The organism is Algibacter luteus (assembly GCF_030344935.1).
GTDB classification, from domain to species: Bacteria; Bacteroidota; Bacteroidia; order Flavobacteriales; family Flavobacteriaceae; genus Arenitalea; species Arenitalea lutea.
The window spans coordinates 2,613,376-2,631,779 of the sequence record NZ_CP128313.1 but is presented as its reverse complement, the minus strand read 5'-3'; the positions used below and the strand labels follow the sequence as shown (position 1 = coordinate 2,631,779).

Sequence of the window (18,404 nt, the reverse complement as noted above, 5' to 3'; positions counted from 1 at the left end):
TTTTAAGTTAGTAAGGATGGGTCGAATGCTACCCAACCTGTTGTGTCGTTTGCTTTATCTATTAAATTATCAGCATATTTCCATACGCTGTAATCTGACTTGCTACGTGGTACAATTACACCACCCATTAACGGTTTATCTGTTGTTGATTTTTCTTTTAAATAATGATATAAAGCATTATGCTTTCTTGCGAAATTTGGGTCTGAATCTAATGTTTTAGTATCGAACAAGGCAATACTTCCGTTTTTTAATTTGATAACAAAATCTACATAAAAACCACGTGTAACCCCGTTTACATCTTCATAGGTTACTGCGAAATCTTCTTTGTTTTTATCACCGTTTTTATACCACCATTCTAAATGTGTTTTGTGCTGCTCTAAAAAACTTACAAATTCACGTTCTGGTCTGCTGGCACTTGTATATTCGTAAAAAGGTTCTAAAGCGTGCTGTTCTACATTCCTAAATTGGTAATACTCATTAAAAATACGCTCTTTGGGGACATCCCATTGCGTATGTTCTACACGCTTAGACATTTGAGCCGCTTTCTGCTGTAATAATGCCTCGTGTTTTTCTAATGCTTGGTCAATTAACTCTACAAGTTTAGGTCTGTGATTTTCAAATAAGATGACTTTAATGGCTCTAAATTCATCCATTAAGACATAGTCTTCAAATAACATTTTTAAACCTAACTCTAATACTGGTGTAGAATCTGCTTTTGCATAACCACCAACGTGGTCTCTACAAAACTGACGAAACAATACGTTTAATTCATTAGTTGTTTTCGCAAACTTCTCTTTGTCTTCTACTCGTGTAGCTCCTTCTACAATGGCTAATTCTACATCTTTAGGGATAGGAATTTCTATTTGGTCCACATCTAATTCTATAAATTTGGTAGCTAATTGTTTTTTATTAAACTCCTCAATAGTTAAACCGTTGGTTTGTGTTGCATCTCTAGTTAAACCAAAATACGCTTCTGCTGCTTGGTATAAACACTTTCTAAATTTAGACCCTAAACGATTACGTGTTAGACGCGTATTTACAAAAGTTGAATCTAATGCTAAGGGTTGATAATTCTCTATACGTGTTGCTCTGTTTTGAACAATATAATCGATGTCTTCTTGTACAATATGAATAACATCTTTACTTAAATTTGTATAAACATAGCCATTATTTAAAATAGGATTTACATAATGTTTTTGCTCTGGCATACGCAATATTCTACCAACGGTTTGTATCCCAAAATGCTCTTGCTTTATTTCTCTAAATATTAACAACACAGCTGCACGAGGACAATCCCAACCTAAGGCTATCGCTTGTTTAAATAGCAATACATCTGTAAAGGAATCTGCATCTTCAATGGCATCTAAATTTGATTTTTCCTTACTTAGCCAAACCGCTAAACGGTGGTTTTGGGTAGTAATATCTTTTACTTTTAAATAGGTTTCTACCTCTTCTATAATTTGATTATCTAAAGCTGATTCTTTTTTTGTTTCGTTAGGTAACTGTATCAACAACAAAGGGTTGATATTAGTACCTTGTTCTTTATAGGCTTGCGCAATTTCGTTGCGCTTTTTTAAGGCTTCATCTAATAATACTTGATTTAAAGAACGCCCTTGTTGGTTATGGTGGTCTAAAGCAGGGTTTAAGATTACATTCTTTTTAATCATTTCTGCTTCTATGACCTCATCACGCCTTATGGTATAGCCATAATCACTTTTAAATAAAGGTGTAGCAGATACATCTATTTCTATCTTAGCGTTTATTTTTTGTAGTAGCTCTTTTGCTTTTTTACCGTTTGCGTGATAGTGGGCTTCGTCTAAGATGCATACAATTTCAATATCATTAAGCATTGCGTTGTATACAAATTTTATTAAGTCTTTCCCTTGCTCATTTTCTTTGATGTATAGGTTATTGGCTTTGTTTACCGATTGCCAATTAATAAACAACATTTCGTTAGGTTGTAGTTTGCCAGCTGTAATGTCTTCAAACTGTATTGGCTTTATGGTGCGTAACTCCTCAAAATAATCTTTAAGCGAGAGGTAACTTTGTAAGTGTAATTGGTTGGGCGCAAACCAAATAAATGCCACTTTGCGTTTAGGCACATCTAAACGGTCTTGAATTTCGTTACACAATTGGTTAAGGTATGCCGCCATTGTTACGGTTTTACCAGCACCTGTTGGGGCTTTAAGCACCATTTTATGGTGTGCACCAGGTTTTTTAAGTAAGCTATACGTATCTCTTAATAAGCGGTCTACTGCTTCTTCTTGGTATTTTCTAAGTGTAATCATTTACTGCAAATCTAATTTTAGTTCTACATTCGTGTCCTCTTCGTTTAGCTCAGGAACAAACTCTTTATTTTCTTTTGGCAATACATTTTGATACGCCTTATAAATAGCCTCTGGAAGCGCTGCTAGTGTAATAATTTCTGATATCTCCTCAAATTCTTCGTGGTAAGCATATTGACCGTTAGCAAATACATATACTTTTATCTTTTCTTCTAGTGTATGTCTTTTTGCAAATTCCGTTAAACCTTCTACAGCCTCTTCAATATACACATCGTCGTATACCACATAAACATACTTTCCTTTATTATTGGTAAATAGTTTATGCCAATCTTGGTCTTTAAGTAGACTAGTTGTTTCTAAATAACAATCTTCCTTAATACATAATAACTCTGTTGCCAATTTTGTTAGTTTACGTTTATTCCTTAAAGAAGGCTTCCTTTCTACAAATGTGGTTTTGTAGTAGCGTAAGTTGTTATTTATTAAGCCATCTACTTTTTCTCCTTTCGTTTCGGTATAACCTTGAATTACACTTTTACTACGTTCATATGTGACATTTTTTGCAATATTATTTTCGTTATTAGTAACTAGAATTACATTAAGGTTCTCGTCATTTAAGCTATTTATTTCCATTGCAGCTTGAAGTGTAGTACCTGAGCCTGCAAAAAAATCAAGAATAAAATCACCCTTATTAACGGTATTTAATATTACTTCTTTAATTAAATCAATAGGTTTTGGATAAGGAAACGAAGAATTTCCTATTATATCTCTAAGCAATGTGGAACCTTTATTCGTGAAGAATTTTTTTTCAGACCATATAGTTGGAACATCACCACCAACGGTAAGATTTGCGCCAAATTTTAAAGTTGGCAAACCCTTTTCACTACCTATAACTTTAAGTTCTTTTTTTTCAATTTTATCTATTACGCCTGACGGCAAATACTGAATACTATATTCATTTTTGTTTATATTAGGTTTTCTTTTAGTAACTTTTATATAGCCTTTATCCCAATCTGAAATCAATCTATCTGAAACTAGACGCCAAACACAATTCTTACCTTTACTAGTAATAGGCCAAATTGCACGAGCATTATCGGGAATCGAATCAGTTTCGTATTTGTAATTTTCTTTAGCTTCTGTAAATTTGTTTTGTCTAATTAATTCTGTTAGAGAAGGACCTGTACCTAAAATTTTACCAGTTTTTTTGTCGACAAATATTGGATATACTTGATTTGGTCTTTGAATCTTAGAAAAAGTACTCAAGGTCAAACCTTCAAATGGGCTTCGAGAAACACCACCTGAAAAAGTGAGCTCTTTTGATTTAAAATCATCATTAACTATATAAACTAAATATTCTTGAAGGTAATTAAAGCCAGATGATGGTTTGCCTCCGGAAGTTTGTACTGTAATTGTAACAACTTGTTTTCCATAAAAAACTTCTTTAACCAGTAGTAATAGGTTATGCAGTTCCTGATAACCAATGCTTATAACTACCTTCCCACTATCACTAAGCAACTCTTTTGATATTTGCAAACGTTTACTCATAAATGACAACCATTTGCTATGACGGTAAGCGTCTTCTTTGTCGACAAAATTGTCATTGTAAAGAAAATCTTTATTTCCCGTATTATAAGGTGGGTCGATATATATGAGTTCAATCTTGCCTTTATGAGTAAACGTAAGAGCCGTAAGTGCGTGTAAATTATCTCCTTCAATTAGAATATGGTTAGGATTATTATTTAAATCACTTTCATTAATTATAGCACGTTCTTTTACTTCTTTTAAAATAGGCAGCTGTTTACGAAGTTGCTCTTCAACTTCTTCTGGTTTATCTTCCCAAACTAAACCGTACTTTTTTCTAGTGTTTATTAAATTAATTAAGTACCCACGCTCATCTTGTGTTAGACCGTCTAAAACTTTTATTTTATTAATTATATCTCTTTTATTCATTTATACACCTTGATACAATCATTATTTATTCATTTTCTAAAATATCATCTTCCAATACAGGAACAAACTCTTTGTTTTCTTTAGGCAATACATTTTGATAAGCCTTGTAAATAGCATCAGGTAATGCCGCAAGCGTTATATTATCTGCTATTACCTCAAACTCCTCGTGGTACGCGTATTGGCCATTGGCAAATACGTATACTTTTATTGTACTTTCTATAGCTTGGCTTGTAACAAATGCAGTTAAGGCTTCGATTGCTTCTTCTATATACATATCGTCGTATACGACATATACATATTTCCCTTGATTGTTGGTAAATAGTTTGTGCCAAGATTCTTTTTCTAAGGCACTAGTTATCTCTAAATAACAATCTTCTTTTATGCATAACAACTCTGTTGCTAATTGGGTTAATTGACGCTTATTACTTAATGAGGGCTCTCTATCAACAAAAGCAGTCTTGTAATAGCGAAGATTGTTGTTTTTTAATCCTTCTATCTGCTCGCCTTTAGTACTGGTAAATCCCTCTATTACACGTTTATTACGCTCATAGGTAACTTCCTTTGCAATGTTGTTTTCGTTATTCGTAACAATTATACCTTGTCTAGAACCGTTGTCTTCTGAATTTAAATTTAATAGCGTATGCAACGTTGTTCCTGAACCCGCGAAAAAATCCAATACTACTAAATCTTTTGAATCAACGGAATCTATCAATCTGTTAATTAAATCTGTGGGTTTAGGATAATCAAATTTACTTTCTCCAAGTATTTCTAATAACTCATTACTGCCATCACTTTTTGTACTTATGATTGACCTTAATAAAAAACTATTAACATCTTCTAGATACTTTATAGTACTAGGTTGTGTGTTTTCATCCTTGGCAAACCAAACTTTACCGCAGACAAATGAACCGTCATATCTTTCAACCACATTATTATAGTCTAACATTTCTTCAAAGGTGTCTTTAGTAAATCTCCAGCCTCTATCTGGAACTTTAGCTGGTTTCAGGGTTTTAGGGTGTAGCACATCATACCTAGGGCCTACAGTTTTTGCATTAGGCCAACTAACATTTATTTTACCCCATAGTTTATAATCTGAATCAAATGAGTTATACAATGTTATACCTCTATCGTAATCATTTTTCTTAAAAAACTTCTTAATTTCCTTTTCAGCTAACTCGATTTTAAGTTTTTTTCTTTTTAAAGATTTAACGAACTCATTTACATCTTCAATACCATCTTTCTTTTGTGAAAAAATATGCTGAGAACTATAACGTTTTGCGTACAAAAGTACAGACTCGTGAATGTTACCGATTCCTTTGTCGTTTTTAGGTATTCTTTTGTTCCATATAATTTGCTCAACAAAATTATTTTCACCAAATATTTCATCAAGTAAAACCTTAAGGTTATGACATTCATTTTCATCAATAGAAATAAAAATCACGCCATCATCTTTTAACATTTTATGTGCAATTCTTAAACGTTTTTCCATAAAAGAAATCCACTTGCTATGGCGGTAAGCATCCTCTTTATCTACATAATGGTCGTTATATATAAAATCCTTCTTTCCTGTATTGTATGGTGGGTCTATATAAATGAGGTCTATTTTGTTTTCGTGGGTAAAAGTGAGTGCCGTTAAGGCGTGTAGGTTGTCGCCTTCTATTAGTATATGATTAGGGTTTTGTTGCTCTTCGGTATCATTAACGATAGCGCGTTCTTTTACTTCTTGCAGTACAGGTAGTTTGGTGCGCAACTCTTCTTCTACGTCTTCAGGTTTGTCTTCCCACACTAAGCCGTATTTTTTTTTGGTATTTACTAAGTTCACCAAATAAGCACGTTCGTCTTGGTTTAAGCCTTCTAAGGATTTTATTTTATTGAGTATGTCTTTTTTGTTCATACGTTTTGCTAATTATAGCGCATTATTTTTTTGTGTCTAACAACACTTTAGGGTCTACGTTTAATATTTCTGCTATTTTATATAGTACTTCTAAACTTGGTTGGTTTCTGTTTTGCACATACCCATTAACTGTATTAAAACTTTTACCAAGTTTATCTGCTAACCAAACTTGCTTGATTCCTTTAGCTTCAAGTACTTCTTTAATTCGGTTCATAGGGAATAGAATTGAATGTTAAATATATAGTTTTTACTTGATATTAATATAACGTATTGCGTTATATTTTTCTAATATGTTTCAATCAATATAAAACCCAAATTAACCTATGGGTTATTTTGGGTTTAATAGAGTACAGTAAGTTTTAATTACGCAACAACTTTTGCTTTCTCCTTTAAAGTTTCAAGATACTTTATCATATTGCCTTTACACCATTCCTCTCGTGCTAATTTTGGTGGGTGACCTATGGCTTTAGCTTTGTGCTACATATCCCAGAAAGAAATCCAGTACATGCATATAAATTTTAAGGTTCGCAATATTTTGTATTAAAGAATTTACTATTTTCAAATACTAAATATAGTATCATGTGCGAAGATGCAATAACACCAAAAACGAAACTTCATAGTTGGATGTATACCTTACTATATCCAGTGGTATTAGACTTAATTATTTTCCTTTATTAATGCTTTATACAAAGGCAAATTTTTAGGATATTTATTCTCGTTAACATAACATGAGTCATTAGTACAGGTGCTAAAAATTCATGCTTAAATAAAAACCGTAATGCTCATTGTCAATTCTCGGTATAAAACTAATACCTTTTGTATTCTTGAAGGGGTTCCATTTAATAATAGGGTGTAATAAATAAACCAATTCTGTTACTAAAATAGCGATGCCGGAACTGACAATAACATCGCTAACCCAGTGTGCATTGTTCATTACCCTAAATACCCCAGTTGTTGTAGCAAAAGCATAACCGCTGTAGGCTAAAAATGGAGAAGTGTCTATAAACTCATGATATAAAATACCAGCGTTTGTAAATGCACGCGACGTATGTCCGGAAGGGAAAGATTTTAAATCGTCGTCTCCGTTGGGTCTACGTTTTTTGGTCCATACTTTTAATTTAAATGTAATATAATCAGAAACTATATTGGCAATTACAAGGTTTTTAGTTTGGTCGAACCAATGGTTTTTGGATTGCACACCTAAAGCATCGGCTGCATACATTTCTACAATTGGAACATATAACGTGTAATCATCAATCTCGAAAGCATAATTGTTTCCTACAGTATGTCGTACTTCTCTTTGAAAATCCTTTTCAAAATGACTTCCACTTAGTAAAGACCCTCCAACTATTAAAGAAGCAGGTAAAATGGCCTTTTGAAGAAACGTTTTTTCTTTTTTTTGTTTCATAAAAAGCGAGTCTGTTTGAGCATTTACAGGAATTGATAAAATGCTAAAAATCAATAAATAGAGTAGTGGTTTAAAGCTCATTAAAAGGGTTATTATTTATAAAATACTTTGTTATACAGATAAAAAATGAAAATGCATTTTTCATAGGTTCAAGACATATGTCTCCTTGAAATTACAAAATAATTTAAATATAAATACTTTGTTATCAATATTTTACAATATAATAGCTATCAGTTAGAATGAGTAAATGCCGTACAGCATTTACTTTTTTGTTTGATATAAAATAGTTTTCTATGAAACTGTTTAAATTAAAAAGGGCAAAAACAAAATGTTTAAAGGCTTTTAGTGGAATTTGACATGTTTCTTGTGGAGAGGGAGGGATTAGATATCCCCAACAGGCTATCCTGTACAAGCATAAAACCCTCACCAAGCTGCGCTTGTTAGGTTTTTTATATTTATTCACTTCTGAAAAGGTGTTTTCAGCGCTTTTAAAAATAAAAAACCCGCAACATTTGTTGCGGGTTTCTTTTGCGGAGAAAGAGGAACTATCCAGAATTTATTTTTTCTAGGTTTTATGGGGTCTAAAAACTGCCTGAAATTTCAGTGACTCCGAATTAGCCCCTTTTTAACAATTATTTAACGATTTTAAGAGAATTTAGGGAGATTTATGCAAAATTGGTATTTGTTAGATTCTTTAATTTTAATTACAAAAAAAAACAACTTAGTTGAAGCTTTAAGCTCTCGATATCAATTGGGATTTTGGTTGACCGGGCTGGGGCTCGAACCTGTATATTAATCAATTGATATTCAAAAATTTAAGGTAGTTTTGGTGTTTGAACTCACCGAATAACTCACCAAAAGTGTTTTTAATAAATAATGAACTTAAATGAATTTATTTGAATGCAAAATCAAATATAGTTAATGATGGCCGTATTACCATGAAAAACTCTAAAAATGTATATTATAATAATGGATTATCTAATTAAATATAGAGTGTTCTACATCCATTATCCCAATATTTACTTTGACGTCTTAAATTTGTTGTGCGAAATTCTGTGGAAGTATGGGTAGAATACATTTTGTTGCACTTATTGTAAAATTAATATGATATTTTTTTATTAATAAATTTGATGATTTTAGGTTTATGCCAATTTTTGACAACTATACTAAGCAATTTTTCATACTCTTTACACATTCTTGCAAGGAGGAAACTGGATTATCCGAGTTAGCCTCGTATTCAATTACAGCCACGCCATTAAAATTTATTTTGTCTAATGTTTGAACAAACTCCCTTAAAGGTAAATTTCCTTTACCAATTACAACATCACGCCACTGAGCATTGCTATCAAAAGTAAAATCTTTAAAATGAACCCCATAAATTTTGTCCCCATATCTTTTTACCCAATCTAATGGATTGCCATGTTCTGGACCAATTTGCATTGCCCAGCCAGTATCAAGACACAAACCAATCTGCGGTCCTCCTAATTTTAAGAGATAATCAATAACGTCATTCGAGCCCGCAAATTTATATCCACCATGACAGTGTAAGCCCACTTTTATGCCAAATTCATCGCACCAATTTTTGACTTTTGGAATTGCTTTTTCAAAAGAGTCTACTTCAAAATGGGCACTTATGTATTTTGCACCTGCAGTTGCTGCACACTCAAACCATAACCTTTCTTTGTCATTGCCTACAAAAGTCTGAACACCAATTGATACAATTGAAATATTATGGGATTCATAAATTTTTATTACCTCTTTCCAATTTGCTAGATCATTAAAGTCTGCATGGACTTCGCATATTTCAATTGAATCCAATCCTATTTCCTTAACTTTTTTTGCAACAATGGCATTATCCTTATAGTTCCTAAAACAGTAACTCTGAACACCAAATTTATTTAACTTAAACATTGTTCTTTAGAAGTATATATTGATTATTCAAATTATCTTCATTCATTAGATGAGAAACTTAACTCAAACAATCAGGTTATTTGTGATTTTACTTTTTTAAAACTAAGGTCATATGCTTGAGATGGTGTTTGCGTCGGGTTCTCTCTCTTCTAAAACTTTTGAAACCTCTTTTAAAACATCTTTCCGAACCCCTAGTTTTTCAGCTTTTAGCAATATTTCAATAATGTAATCTTCGTTTGTCATAAGGGACTAGTAATAAACCTCCAAAATTTTAGATTCTTTTTGAGGTGTTAGCTTTAATTGGTTAATAATAGCCGGAATCAAAATACTCTCTCCTTTGGCTAAAGAATAATTGGCATTATCAACGGTAATTTCTAAACAACCTTCTGTACAGATATAAATCACGAAAGAATCTATTTTGGTATAATCTTTGTTTATTTCTTTTGTAAGATAAATGATGTTGGTTTTAAAATAGGGGGTGTGAATCAACTTATTAGAAACATTACTTTCCGTCTTATAGGCAGTTGTGTACGCCTCCTGCACCTCAAAATCCAGTACATCTAAAGCTAAATCATTATGTAGTTCTCTTTTTTCTCCTGTAGTTTTGTCTACTCGATCATAATCGTAAATACGATAGGTGATATCGGACGTTTGTTGAATTTCTGCAAGCAGTACCCCAGCACCAATAGCATGTACTCTACCTGTTGGGATATTAAAAGCATCGCCAGCTTTGGTTTTTACAGAGTTTAAAACTTCTAAAACCTTATTGTTTTCTAAATATTTGGAATAGGAGTTCTTGTCTAACTGTTTGTTAAAACCAACAATAATCTCTGCGCTGTCATCAGCATCCATGATATACCACATTTCATTCTTTCCAAAAGAATCGTGACGCTCTTTAGCTATATGGTCATGTGGGTGTACTTGGATAGATAATGGAGTTTTAGCATCAATAAACTTAATAAGCAGTGGGAATTCGGTTCCAAAAGTCTTATAGACATTGTCCCCTAATAACTGCCCTTTAAATTGTTCCGTCAATTCTTTAAGGGTTTTTCTGGAAAATTCGCCATTAGCTACCTTGGTTTCATCACCTTTTACATCTGATATTTCCCAAGATTCGCCGTTGTTATCCCCTTTAAATCCTTTGTTTAAAACCTTGTTTAGTTTATTTCCTCCCCAAAGTCTGTATTTAGAAATAGGTGTAAATTTTAGTGGATATAAATTCATTTTTTGTTTAAGTTTTAATCTTTTACTTGATATAGTTTTATATTTCCTTTTGTGGGTCCACTAATATTACTAGGACGTTTCCATTTAATGGTTTCATTTCTATGATTAGCCTCCTTAATTTGGTTTTTCATCCAATTATTTAAAAATTGTGTGTTGCCTTTATTCTCAAATGCTCCTAGGACGTAATCAGTAGTGGCTTTCATATGATTTTCTAGAGCAGTCCGAAGTTCTCTAACAATCTCTTTGTAATTTGGGTCATCAATAAGGTTATTAAGTGCATTTGGGTCTTTTTCATAGTCATACAACTCTTCAGATTCCCTATATAACCAATGATTGAAGCGTTTTTCAGCTTCTAAATCTGTTTCTGCCAATTTTTTCATGGTTTTGAATGATGTATGAGATGCTGAAGCTGATTTAAACTCATATTTTCCAGTAGCCCAAGCGTTAAATACGTAACCGTATTTTTTTGTAATTACAGTTCGCGAGGGTCTTGGAATACCACCTGCATTTTCATCAAATTGCCCGAAAACATATTTATTTGATTTATTAACTGTTTTTGGATTGAACGACGTTCCTTCAAAATGTGACGGAATATCTATATTTAACATATCCAAAATAGTTGGCGCAATATCTATTGCTGAAACTAAATCTTTAGTATTTCTAGTATTAGGATTTATACTATTGGGCCAGCGAACTATAAAAGGAACACGTAGGCCGTTTTGATAAGTTGTAGATTTAGCATACGGTAATGGCATTCCGTGATCCGATAAAAGAATAACAATGGTGTTCCCTGAGAAACTACTGCTGTCTAATGTCTTTAATATAGCCCCAACACAATCATCCCCTCTTTTTACAGAATTGTAATAGTTTACCATTTCCTGCTTTATCCTTGGGTTTTTAGGCAAAAACCCCGGTATTTCAACATCGTCTTTTGTGTAGATCTTAGACGGCTTAAACTTATCAAACCCTTTCTTTCTGGAAGCCATATCATTAAAAAAAGGTTTATGTGGATCGGCTACATTTACCACACAATAAAATGGCTTATTAGAATTTTTTACGTTACTAAAGAACTTAGTTACTAGTTTACTATACGCCTCCGCAGATCGCTTTTCTATACCTTTAAATCCAAGTGTAGTATTCCAAAATAAATCAAAATCCGGACTTAAACTTGAATCTGGAGCTTTGTTAATTACTCCGGTGTAGAAGCCTTGTTCTTTTAAAATCTCGGGCAAGGTTTTGTGCTCTGGCTGTACATAGTAAAACCCTCTCATACCACTTTGATGTGGGTATAAACTGGTTTGAATAACACTTCTTGAAGGAGAACAGTTAGAGACTTGCACATAACCATTTTCAAAAACCAAACCTTCGTTTCCTAATCGATCTATGTTAGGTGTTAGGTCTGGAATTGTATTGCCATAAATTCCTGCCGAATCCCAATTCATATCATCTAACGTTATAAGCAGAATATTGGGCGTATTTCCTTTGTTTTGACCATTAACTGATTTGCATGATACTAGGCTAAATAAAGCTATCAGTAAAAAGATATTTCTTATCATTATAGGGGTCTTAAATTAGTAGTTTTTATTTCTTTTTGTGAGACTCCAAACCTCCAAAATTTGTATCGGATATTTTTCGCAATTCATCTAAACTAAGGTTGTTGCCATATTCCTTTTTTAAGCTATATAATTCGTCCTTTAAATTTGAAATGAGTAGTTGATAGGACTTGTCTTCAATCAAATTGTTTAATTCATTGGGGTCATTCTCTAAATCATAGAACTCCCAAACATCCACATCATAGTAAAAATGAATGAGTTTATATCTATCTGTTCTTATACCATAATGAGGCTGGACATGGTGCCAAAATGGGTATTCGTAGTAGTGATAGTACATAGATTGGCGCCATTCAGTATTCGGGATACCACTTAATTGTTTAAAAAAACTTTTACCTTGTACTTCTTTTGGGATGTCTACACCAACCATATCTAATACAGTAGGAGCCAAATCTATATTTGATATTACATCAGCAATTACAGTTTTGGGTTTAATCTTTTCTGGATAACGTATTACAAAAGGCATGCGTAACGATTCTTCATACATGAATCGTTTGTCAAACCAGCCATGTTCCCCCAAAAAGAACCCTTGGTCCGAAGCGTAAATAACTATAGTATTTTTCTCAAGATTGTTCTCCTTTAAATAATTTAGAACCTTACCAATATTATCATCAACTGATTTAATGGTCGCTAGATAGTCTTTAATGTATTTTTGATATTTCCATTCCTTTAAAGCCTTTCCCTTTAAACTAACGTTAGGTAAAACAACTTCATTGGGATTATTTCCAAAATCTAGCCATTTTCTTGTTTCTTTTTTAGTAAGTGAATCCGGAGGCATTAATTTCATGTCTCTTCTATTGAAGAAATCCATCGTCATATGGGTGTCGCCTGCAGTTTGTTCCCTGCCTTTATAGTCGTCATAAAAAGTGTCCGGAAGCGGTAAATCTTCATGTTCCCATAACTCTTCATATTTTTTGTCCGGGGCCCATTCTCTATGGGGTGCTTTATATTGAAGTAGTAAACAAAATGGCTTATCACTTTCTTTATTTTTTAGCCATTCTAGAGCAAAATCGGTGGTTAAATTTGTTGCATACCCTTTTTCGTTTACTGGTATACCATTTTCGCTGTAGGTTGGATTCCAATACACACCTTGTTCACCATGGTCAATATGATATTTGTAATAATCAAACCCTCGTGGTTCTGAAGCCAAATGCCATTTGCCAACTAAGGCGGTTTGGTAGCCGGAATTTTGAAGTGCTTTTGGGTAGGTCCATTGAGTTCCATCAAAATAACCACCTTGATAGTTTTTGTAATAACCATTTATATGATTGTATTTTCCGGTTACAATAGATGCTCTACTGGGGCCGCAAATGGCATTGGTGCTAAATGCGTTTATTAATACGGCTCCTTCATCAGCTATCTTGTCTATATTAGTGGTAGGTGCTATACCTTTATATCTATCATTATAAGCTGAAATAGCACTTGTGGCATGGTCGTCAGAAAGTATAAAAATAATATTGGGTTTTTGTGATTGACCAGTATCACTCTGGCAGTTTCCAAAAACGGGAATTAGGCATAGTAAGAGAAAGAATTTATTCATATCTATTCAATTTGAGAATATAGGCTTATAGGCAACAAATTTAATTCGCTTGATGCTTTATTAGGTTTGTTTATTGGGCAAAGTTATCTTTAAACTGACCTTTGGTCATTAAAACCCATTGGAGTGTCTACGCGAATATTGCAATACCTAGTACCATAATACAAAGATTTAGGTTGAATCCCCCCTTTAGTTATCAGGTTGACCATCTATTTATCCTTATTGACCTATTTGAAAACCTTTATTTTCTAATATCAAATTAATATTGTGCAAATAAAAATTTACTAATAAATATTTCTAAACTGATGAAACTTAAAAAATTTGCAGGAAATCCAATATTAACTCCAAATCCAAAAAACGATTGGGAGAACCTTGTAGTTTGTAACCCTGGAGTGTATTATGATAATGGAAAATTCTATATGCTTTATAGAGCTGCAGGAGATGATGAAGACCATGTCATAAGATTTGGTTTAGCAGTAAGTGAAGATGGAGAAAATTTTAAACGTGTGTCTGATAGACCAGTTTTAGGCCCAAGTGAAGATGGTCCAGATATGGGGTGTATTGAAGATGCTAGAATTGTAAAGTTTGATGATTATTATTATGTAACCTATGCCTACAGGCCTTTTCCTCCTGGACAATATTGGAAATTTGCTCATGATGAGGTTTTAACAGAAGATCATGGAGATCATGCACCACATTTTATAAATAATAATATGGCAAACTCTGCTTTAGCGATGACTAAAGATTTTAAAGAATGGATAAAATTAGGAAGAATTACAGATTCTAACTTAGATGATAGAGATGTCATTTTATTTCCAGAGAAAATCAACGGAAAATATGCCATGTTACACAGGCCAAAAGAATGGATTGGAGAAGAATATGGTGTAAGCAAGCCAGCAGTTTGGATTCGCTTTAGTGATGATATGTTAGTATGGAAAGAACCTAGTACTATCCTTATAGGTGGAATTGATGGTGGATGGGAAGAAAAAGTAGGTGGAAGCACACCTCCTTTAAAGACTGATAGAGGTTGGTTAGTATTATATCACGGTGTAGAAAATGGAGGTTTAGGATACTATAGAGTTGGTGCTGTAATGTTAGACTTAGAAGACCCAACCAAAGTAATTGGTAGAACTAAAGACTATATTATGGAACCAGAATTCGATTATGAAATTGAAGGCTATTATAAAGGTTGTGTTTTTCCGACTGGAAATATGATTGTAGATGATACTTTGTATGTGTATTATGGAGGAGCAGATAAATACATAGGTTTGGCAACTTGTGATGTAAATGAATTAATTGATTTTACACTTAGTAAAGAACAAAATTCATAAAATATGCTAGCAAATAATATTATTACCAATGGCCCAAATTGGGTAAATGGTCTTTCTTGGGCAGACATTGTTATTATCATACTTTATTTTCTTTTTATAGTTTACCTAGGTGTTAAATACAGTAAAAGTAAGGATGAAAAATCGTATTTTCTCGCTGGTAGAGGGATGACTTGGCCAGTTATTGGTTTTTCTCTTTTTGCCGCTAGTATATCTAGTTCAACATTAATTGGACAAGCTGGTGATGCCTATAGTACAGGGATTGCCGTTTTTAATTACAACCTGATTTCGGTTTTGGTTATGATATTTTTTGCTTGGTTTATTTTACCATTCTACATTAAATCCAAAATATTTACTATTCCTGAGTTTCTTGAAAAAAGGTTTAATGTAGCTTCTAGGTATTATTTTTCGGCAATCACCATTATTGTAAATATCTTCTTAGATGCAGCAGGTTCTTTATATGCTGCTGCAATGGTAATGAAATTGGTGTTTCCAGAGGCTTCAATATTAACCTTGTCAATCATATTTGCAATTGTAGTGGCTGCTTACACCATACCAGGAGGTCTATCTGCTGCTATTAGAGTTGACTTAATGCAAGGTGTTTTTCTTTTGGTAGGTTCCGTGATTTTAACTTTTTATGCAATCTATAATGGCGGTGCAGAATATGTAAAAGAATTACTGACTGAAGGAGATGTTTTAATGAAGCTTGTAAGACCAAATAATGATTCATCTGTACCTTGGCTGGGAATGATTGTTGGGATTCCAATTTTAGGACTATTCTTTTGGGGAAACAATCAACAATTGGTGCAACGTGTACTTACAGCAAAATCTATTGATGAAGGACGTAAAGGAGTTTTATTGGTTGGTTTTTTAACCATGCTAACATTGTTTCTAATCATTATTCCTGGAGTAATGGCTATTAAATTATTCCCAGAATTACCAAAGCCAGATATGGTTTATCCAAACCTAATTATGGAATTATTACCCAATGTGCTTATTGGGTTTATGATGGCTGCTATGGTAGCTGCATTAACATCTTCGTTAAGTGGGTTGTTAAATTCAGTTGCAACACTTTTTACGATGGATTTTTATAATAAAATAAAGCCAGAAAGTACATCAAAACAAAAAGTAAGAGTTGGAAAAACGGCTTCTATTACAGTATTAATCATTGCTGTAATGTGGGCGCCACAAATTGGAAAGCAATTTGGAACGCTATTAAAGTACTATCAAGAAATGTTATCAATTATGGCACCGCCAATTGTAGCTGCATTTATTTTAGGAATCTTTTGGAAAAGAACCAATGCAACTGGCGCTTTCTCTGGTTTAATAGCAGGAATTTTACTAGGAATAGCCAATATTATTTTTACCGTAAACAACGGACATTCAATTTTTGGTGACATACACTTTTTACTAACAGTGCCATATTATTTTGTGTGGAGTATGTTGGTTATGGTAGTAGTTAGTTTAGCGACTAAAAAACCACCACTTGAGAAGACTGAAAACCTAACCTTCTCTTTAGCAGAATTTAAAAGAGAAACCATTAATTTAAAGCAACAAGCAGTTTATAAAAGCTATAGATTTTGGTCTTACTTACTTATTGTTTTTTGTGTCATCATTTTAATTGCATTCTGGTAAAAAATAGATTATGAAATTTTTAAACAACTATAAAACAATACTTTTATTATTTGTTGTTGCAAGTACCTTCTTTTCTTGCGCTCAACAAGAAACAGCTAAAAAGCCTAACTTTTTATTTATTTTGGTAGATGATCAACCTTTTGATGCATTAGAATCTAGTGGTAGATATCCATTTCTTAAAACACCAAACATGCAGCGTTTACAAGATGAAGGAGCAATCTTTGAAAACTATTATGTTACACAATCCATTTGTTCACCATCTAGAGCGAGTTTCTTAACAGGAACATATCCGCATATACATGGTGTTAATCAAAATAATCAGCATGTTGATCCAGATTGGGAAACCTATCAACCATACAATCAACATTTGCAAAGTGCTGGTTACCAAACAGCTCATGTGGGTAAAATTCACATGGCACACTTTAAGGGAGAAAAACATATCAGGCCTGGATTTGATTATTGGTACAGCTTTATTGGGCAAGGAGAATATTTTGACCCTATGGTAAATGATAATGGTAAGGAGTATCAGGAAAAAGGGTATATGACAGATATTTTAACGGGCAAAGCAATTGATTGGCTAAAAAAAGAAAGAGATCCCAATAAACCTTTTAGTTTAAATCTTTGGCATAAAGCGGTGCATGAAAACCATTCTCCAGCACCAAGACATAATAAAATTTTTAAAAATGACAGCCTGCCTACACCTCCTTATGGTACGCATCTAGAAAACTTTGCAGGGAAACCTGAATGGCAACGTATTAAAGCATGGGATTCTAAATGGAAGCAGTATGTTCGCTCAGACACCATAGCTCCAAAACCTTGGCCAATTAAAGGATATAAGTTTAAGAGTCTATTAGAAACTTTATTGGCTGTAGATGAATCTCTTGGTAAAGTCATTCAAACTCTTGAAGAGATGGATGAATTGGAGAATACTGTCATTATCTACAGTAGTGACAATGGTTATTTTATGGGGGAGCATGGTTATTGGGATAAGCGTATTGCTTATGAAAATTCTATGAAAATACCTATGCTAATAAGATATCCAGAAAAAATTAAGGCAGGTACGGTAATTAATGAAAATGCTTTAAATATAGATTTGGCTCCAACTATTCTAGAATTGGCAGGAGTGAATGCTCCTGAATATATGCAAGGAGAGTCTATGCTAAATCTTTTTGATGAAGACAAAGAGAATGATCAGTGGCGAAAATCATTTATGTTTGAGTATTATGTTGATGATGAATACCCCTATGCGGGACCAGATATGTTGGCTATCCGCTCAGAAAAATATAAGTTGATAGATGCTTTTTTAGAAAATGATATTGATGAGTTGTATGATTTGGAGAATGATCCAGGAGAGATGAAAAACTTAATTAATGATCCAACATACGATACTGTAGAGAAAGAATTAAGAGAAAAATTAGAAAACCAAAAGAAGAAGTATAAGTACAATACCGATAGAGATTGGTGGTTGAGAACCCAAATTCCAAAGAAAAATCATAGTAAGGGTATAGAAATTAGATAACTACTCGTTCTCTAATTGTTTCAAAAATACAATCTTTTAAAATTTAATTTTTGTTTTTTTAAAAACAAGAACAATTAGTTAGGCTCATCCTAGTCCCTCAGCTATA

General features: G+C 33.1%; 13 protein-coding genes. 3 read left to right on the top strand and 10 right to left on the bottom strand.

What is annotated here, in order from left to right; genetic code table 11:
- Positions 1 to 2: 2 nt before the first annotated feature.
- The 10 genes from O5O44_RS10940 to O5O44_RS10895 all read right to left on the bottom strand — a co-directional run bounded on the left by O5O44_RS10940 (position 3) and on the right by O5O44_RS10895 (position 13,819).
- Positions 3 to 2,288, bottom strand: coding sequence for a DEAD/DEAH box helicase (locus O5O44_RS10940; RefSeq protein ID WP_289194392.1), 2,286 nt, complete (start codon positions 2,286 to 2,288; stop codon positions 3 to 5).
- Positions 2,289 to 4,232 carry a site-specific DNA-methyltransferase gene (locus O5O44_RS10935; RefSeq protein WP_289194391.1) on the bottom strand — a complete coding sequence of 648 codons (1,944 nt, stop codon included), beginning with the start codon at positions 4,230 to 4,232 and terminating at the stop codon, positions 2,289 to 2,291.
- A 25-nt stretch (positions 4,233 to 4,257) separates the two neighbouring features.
- Positions 4,258 to 6,126, bottom strand: coding sequence for a site-specific DNA-methyltransferase (locus O5O44_RS10930; RefSeq protein WP_289194390.1), 1,869 nt, complete (start codon positions 6,124 to 6,126; stop codon positions 4,258 to 4,260).
- A gap of 22 nt (positions 6,127 to 6,148) precedes the next feature.
- Entirely contained in the window at positions 6,149 to 6,340 is a 192-nt protein-coding gene (locus O5O44_RS10925) for a helix-turn-helix domain-containing protein (RefSeq protein WP_289194389.1), read from the bottom strand.
- Between the two features lie 534 nt (positions 6,341 to 6,874).
- The gene (locus O5O44_RS10920; protein WP_289194388.1) at positions 6,875 to 7,534 is read right to left on the bottom strand and encodes a phosphatase PAP2 family protein; all 660 of its coding nucleotides are present in this window, start codon (positions 7,532 to 7,534) and stop codon (positions 6,875 to 6,877) included.
- A gap of 1,161 nt (positions 7,535 to 8,695) precedes the next feature.
- Complete coding sequence (locus tag O5O44_RS10915; RefSeq protein WP_289194387.1) at positions 8,696 to 9,445, bottom strand: sugar phosphate isomerase/epimerase family protein; 750 nt, start codon at positions 9,443 to 9,445, stop codon at positions 8,696 to 8,698.
- Positions 9,446 to 9,553: 108 nt separating this feature from the next.
- A complete protein-coding gene (locus O5O44_RS10910) occupies positions 9,554 to 9,688 on the bottom strand; it encodes a hypothetical protein (RefSeq protein WP_289194386.1) in 135 nt (44 codons plus the stop codon).
- A gap of 6 nt (positions 9,689 to 9,694) precedes the next feature.
- On the bottom strand, positions 9,695 to 10,669 hold the full coding sequence (locus O5O44_RS10905; RefSeq protein ID WP_289194385.1) for a type I phosphomannose isomerase catalytic subunit: 975 nt from the start codon (positions 10,667 to 10,669) through the stop codon (positions 9,695 to 9,697).
- 14 nt (positions 10,670 to 10,683) lie between these two features.
- The gene (locus tag O5O44_RS10900; RefSeq protein WP_289194384.1) at positions 10,684 to 12,225 is read right to left on the bottom strand and encodes a sulfatase family protein; all 1,542 of its coding nucleotides are present in this window, start codon (positions 12,223 to 12,225) and stop codon (positions 10,684 to 10,686) included.
- 25 nt (positions 12,226 to 12,250) lie between these two features.
- Positions 12,251 to 13,819, bottom strand: a complete 1,569-nt coding sequence (locus O5O44_RS10895; RefSeq protein ID WP_289194383.1) for a sulfatase family protein — start codon at positions 13,817 to 13,819, stop codon at positions 12,251 to 12,253.
- Between the two features lie 302 nt (positions 13,820 to 14,121).
- Here O5O44_RS10895 and O5O44_RS10890 point away from each other — a divergent pair, with 302 nt between their 5' ends.
- The 3 genes from O5O44_RS10890 to O5O44_RS10880 all read left to right on the top strand — a co-directional run bounded on the left by O5O44_RS10890 (position 14,122) and on the right by O5O44_RS10880 (position 18,298).
- On the top strand, positions 14,122 to 15,147 hold the full coding sequence (locus O5O44_RS10890) for a glycoside hydrolase family 130 protein (RefSeq protein WP_289194382.1): 1,026 nt from the start codon (positions 14,122 to 14,124) through the stop codon (positions 15,145 to 15,147).
- A 3-nt stretch (positions 15,148 to 15,150) separates the two neighbouring features.
- Positions 15,151 to 16,779: a sodium:solute symporter gene (locus tag O5O44_RS10885; RefSeq protein WP_289194381.1), complete on the top strand. Its 1,629-nt coding sequence runs from the start codon at positions 15,151 to 15,153 to the stop codon at positions 16,777 to 16,779.
- A 121-nt stretch (positions 16,780 to 16,900) separates the two neighbouring features.
- A complete protein-coding gene (locus tag O5O44_RS10880) occupies positions 16,901 to 18,298 on the top strand; it encodes a sulfatase family protein (RefSeq protein ID WP_289194380.1) in 1,398 nt (465 codons plus the stop codon).
- Positions 18,299 to 18,404 lie beyond the last annotated feature (106 nt).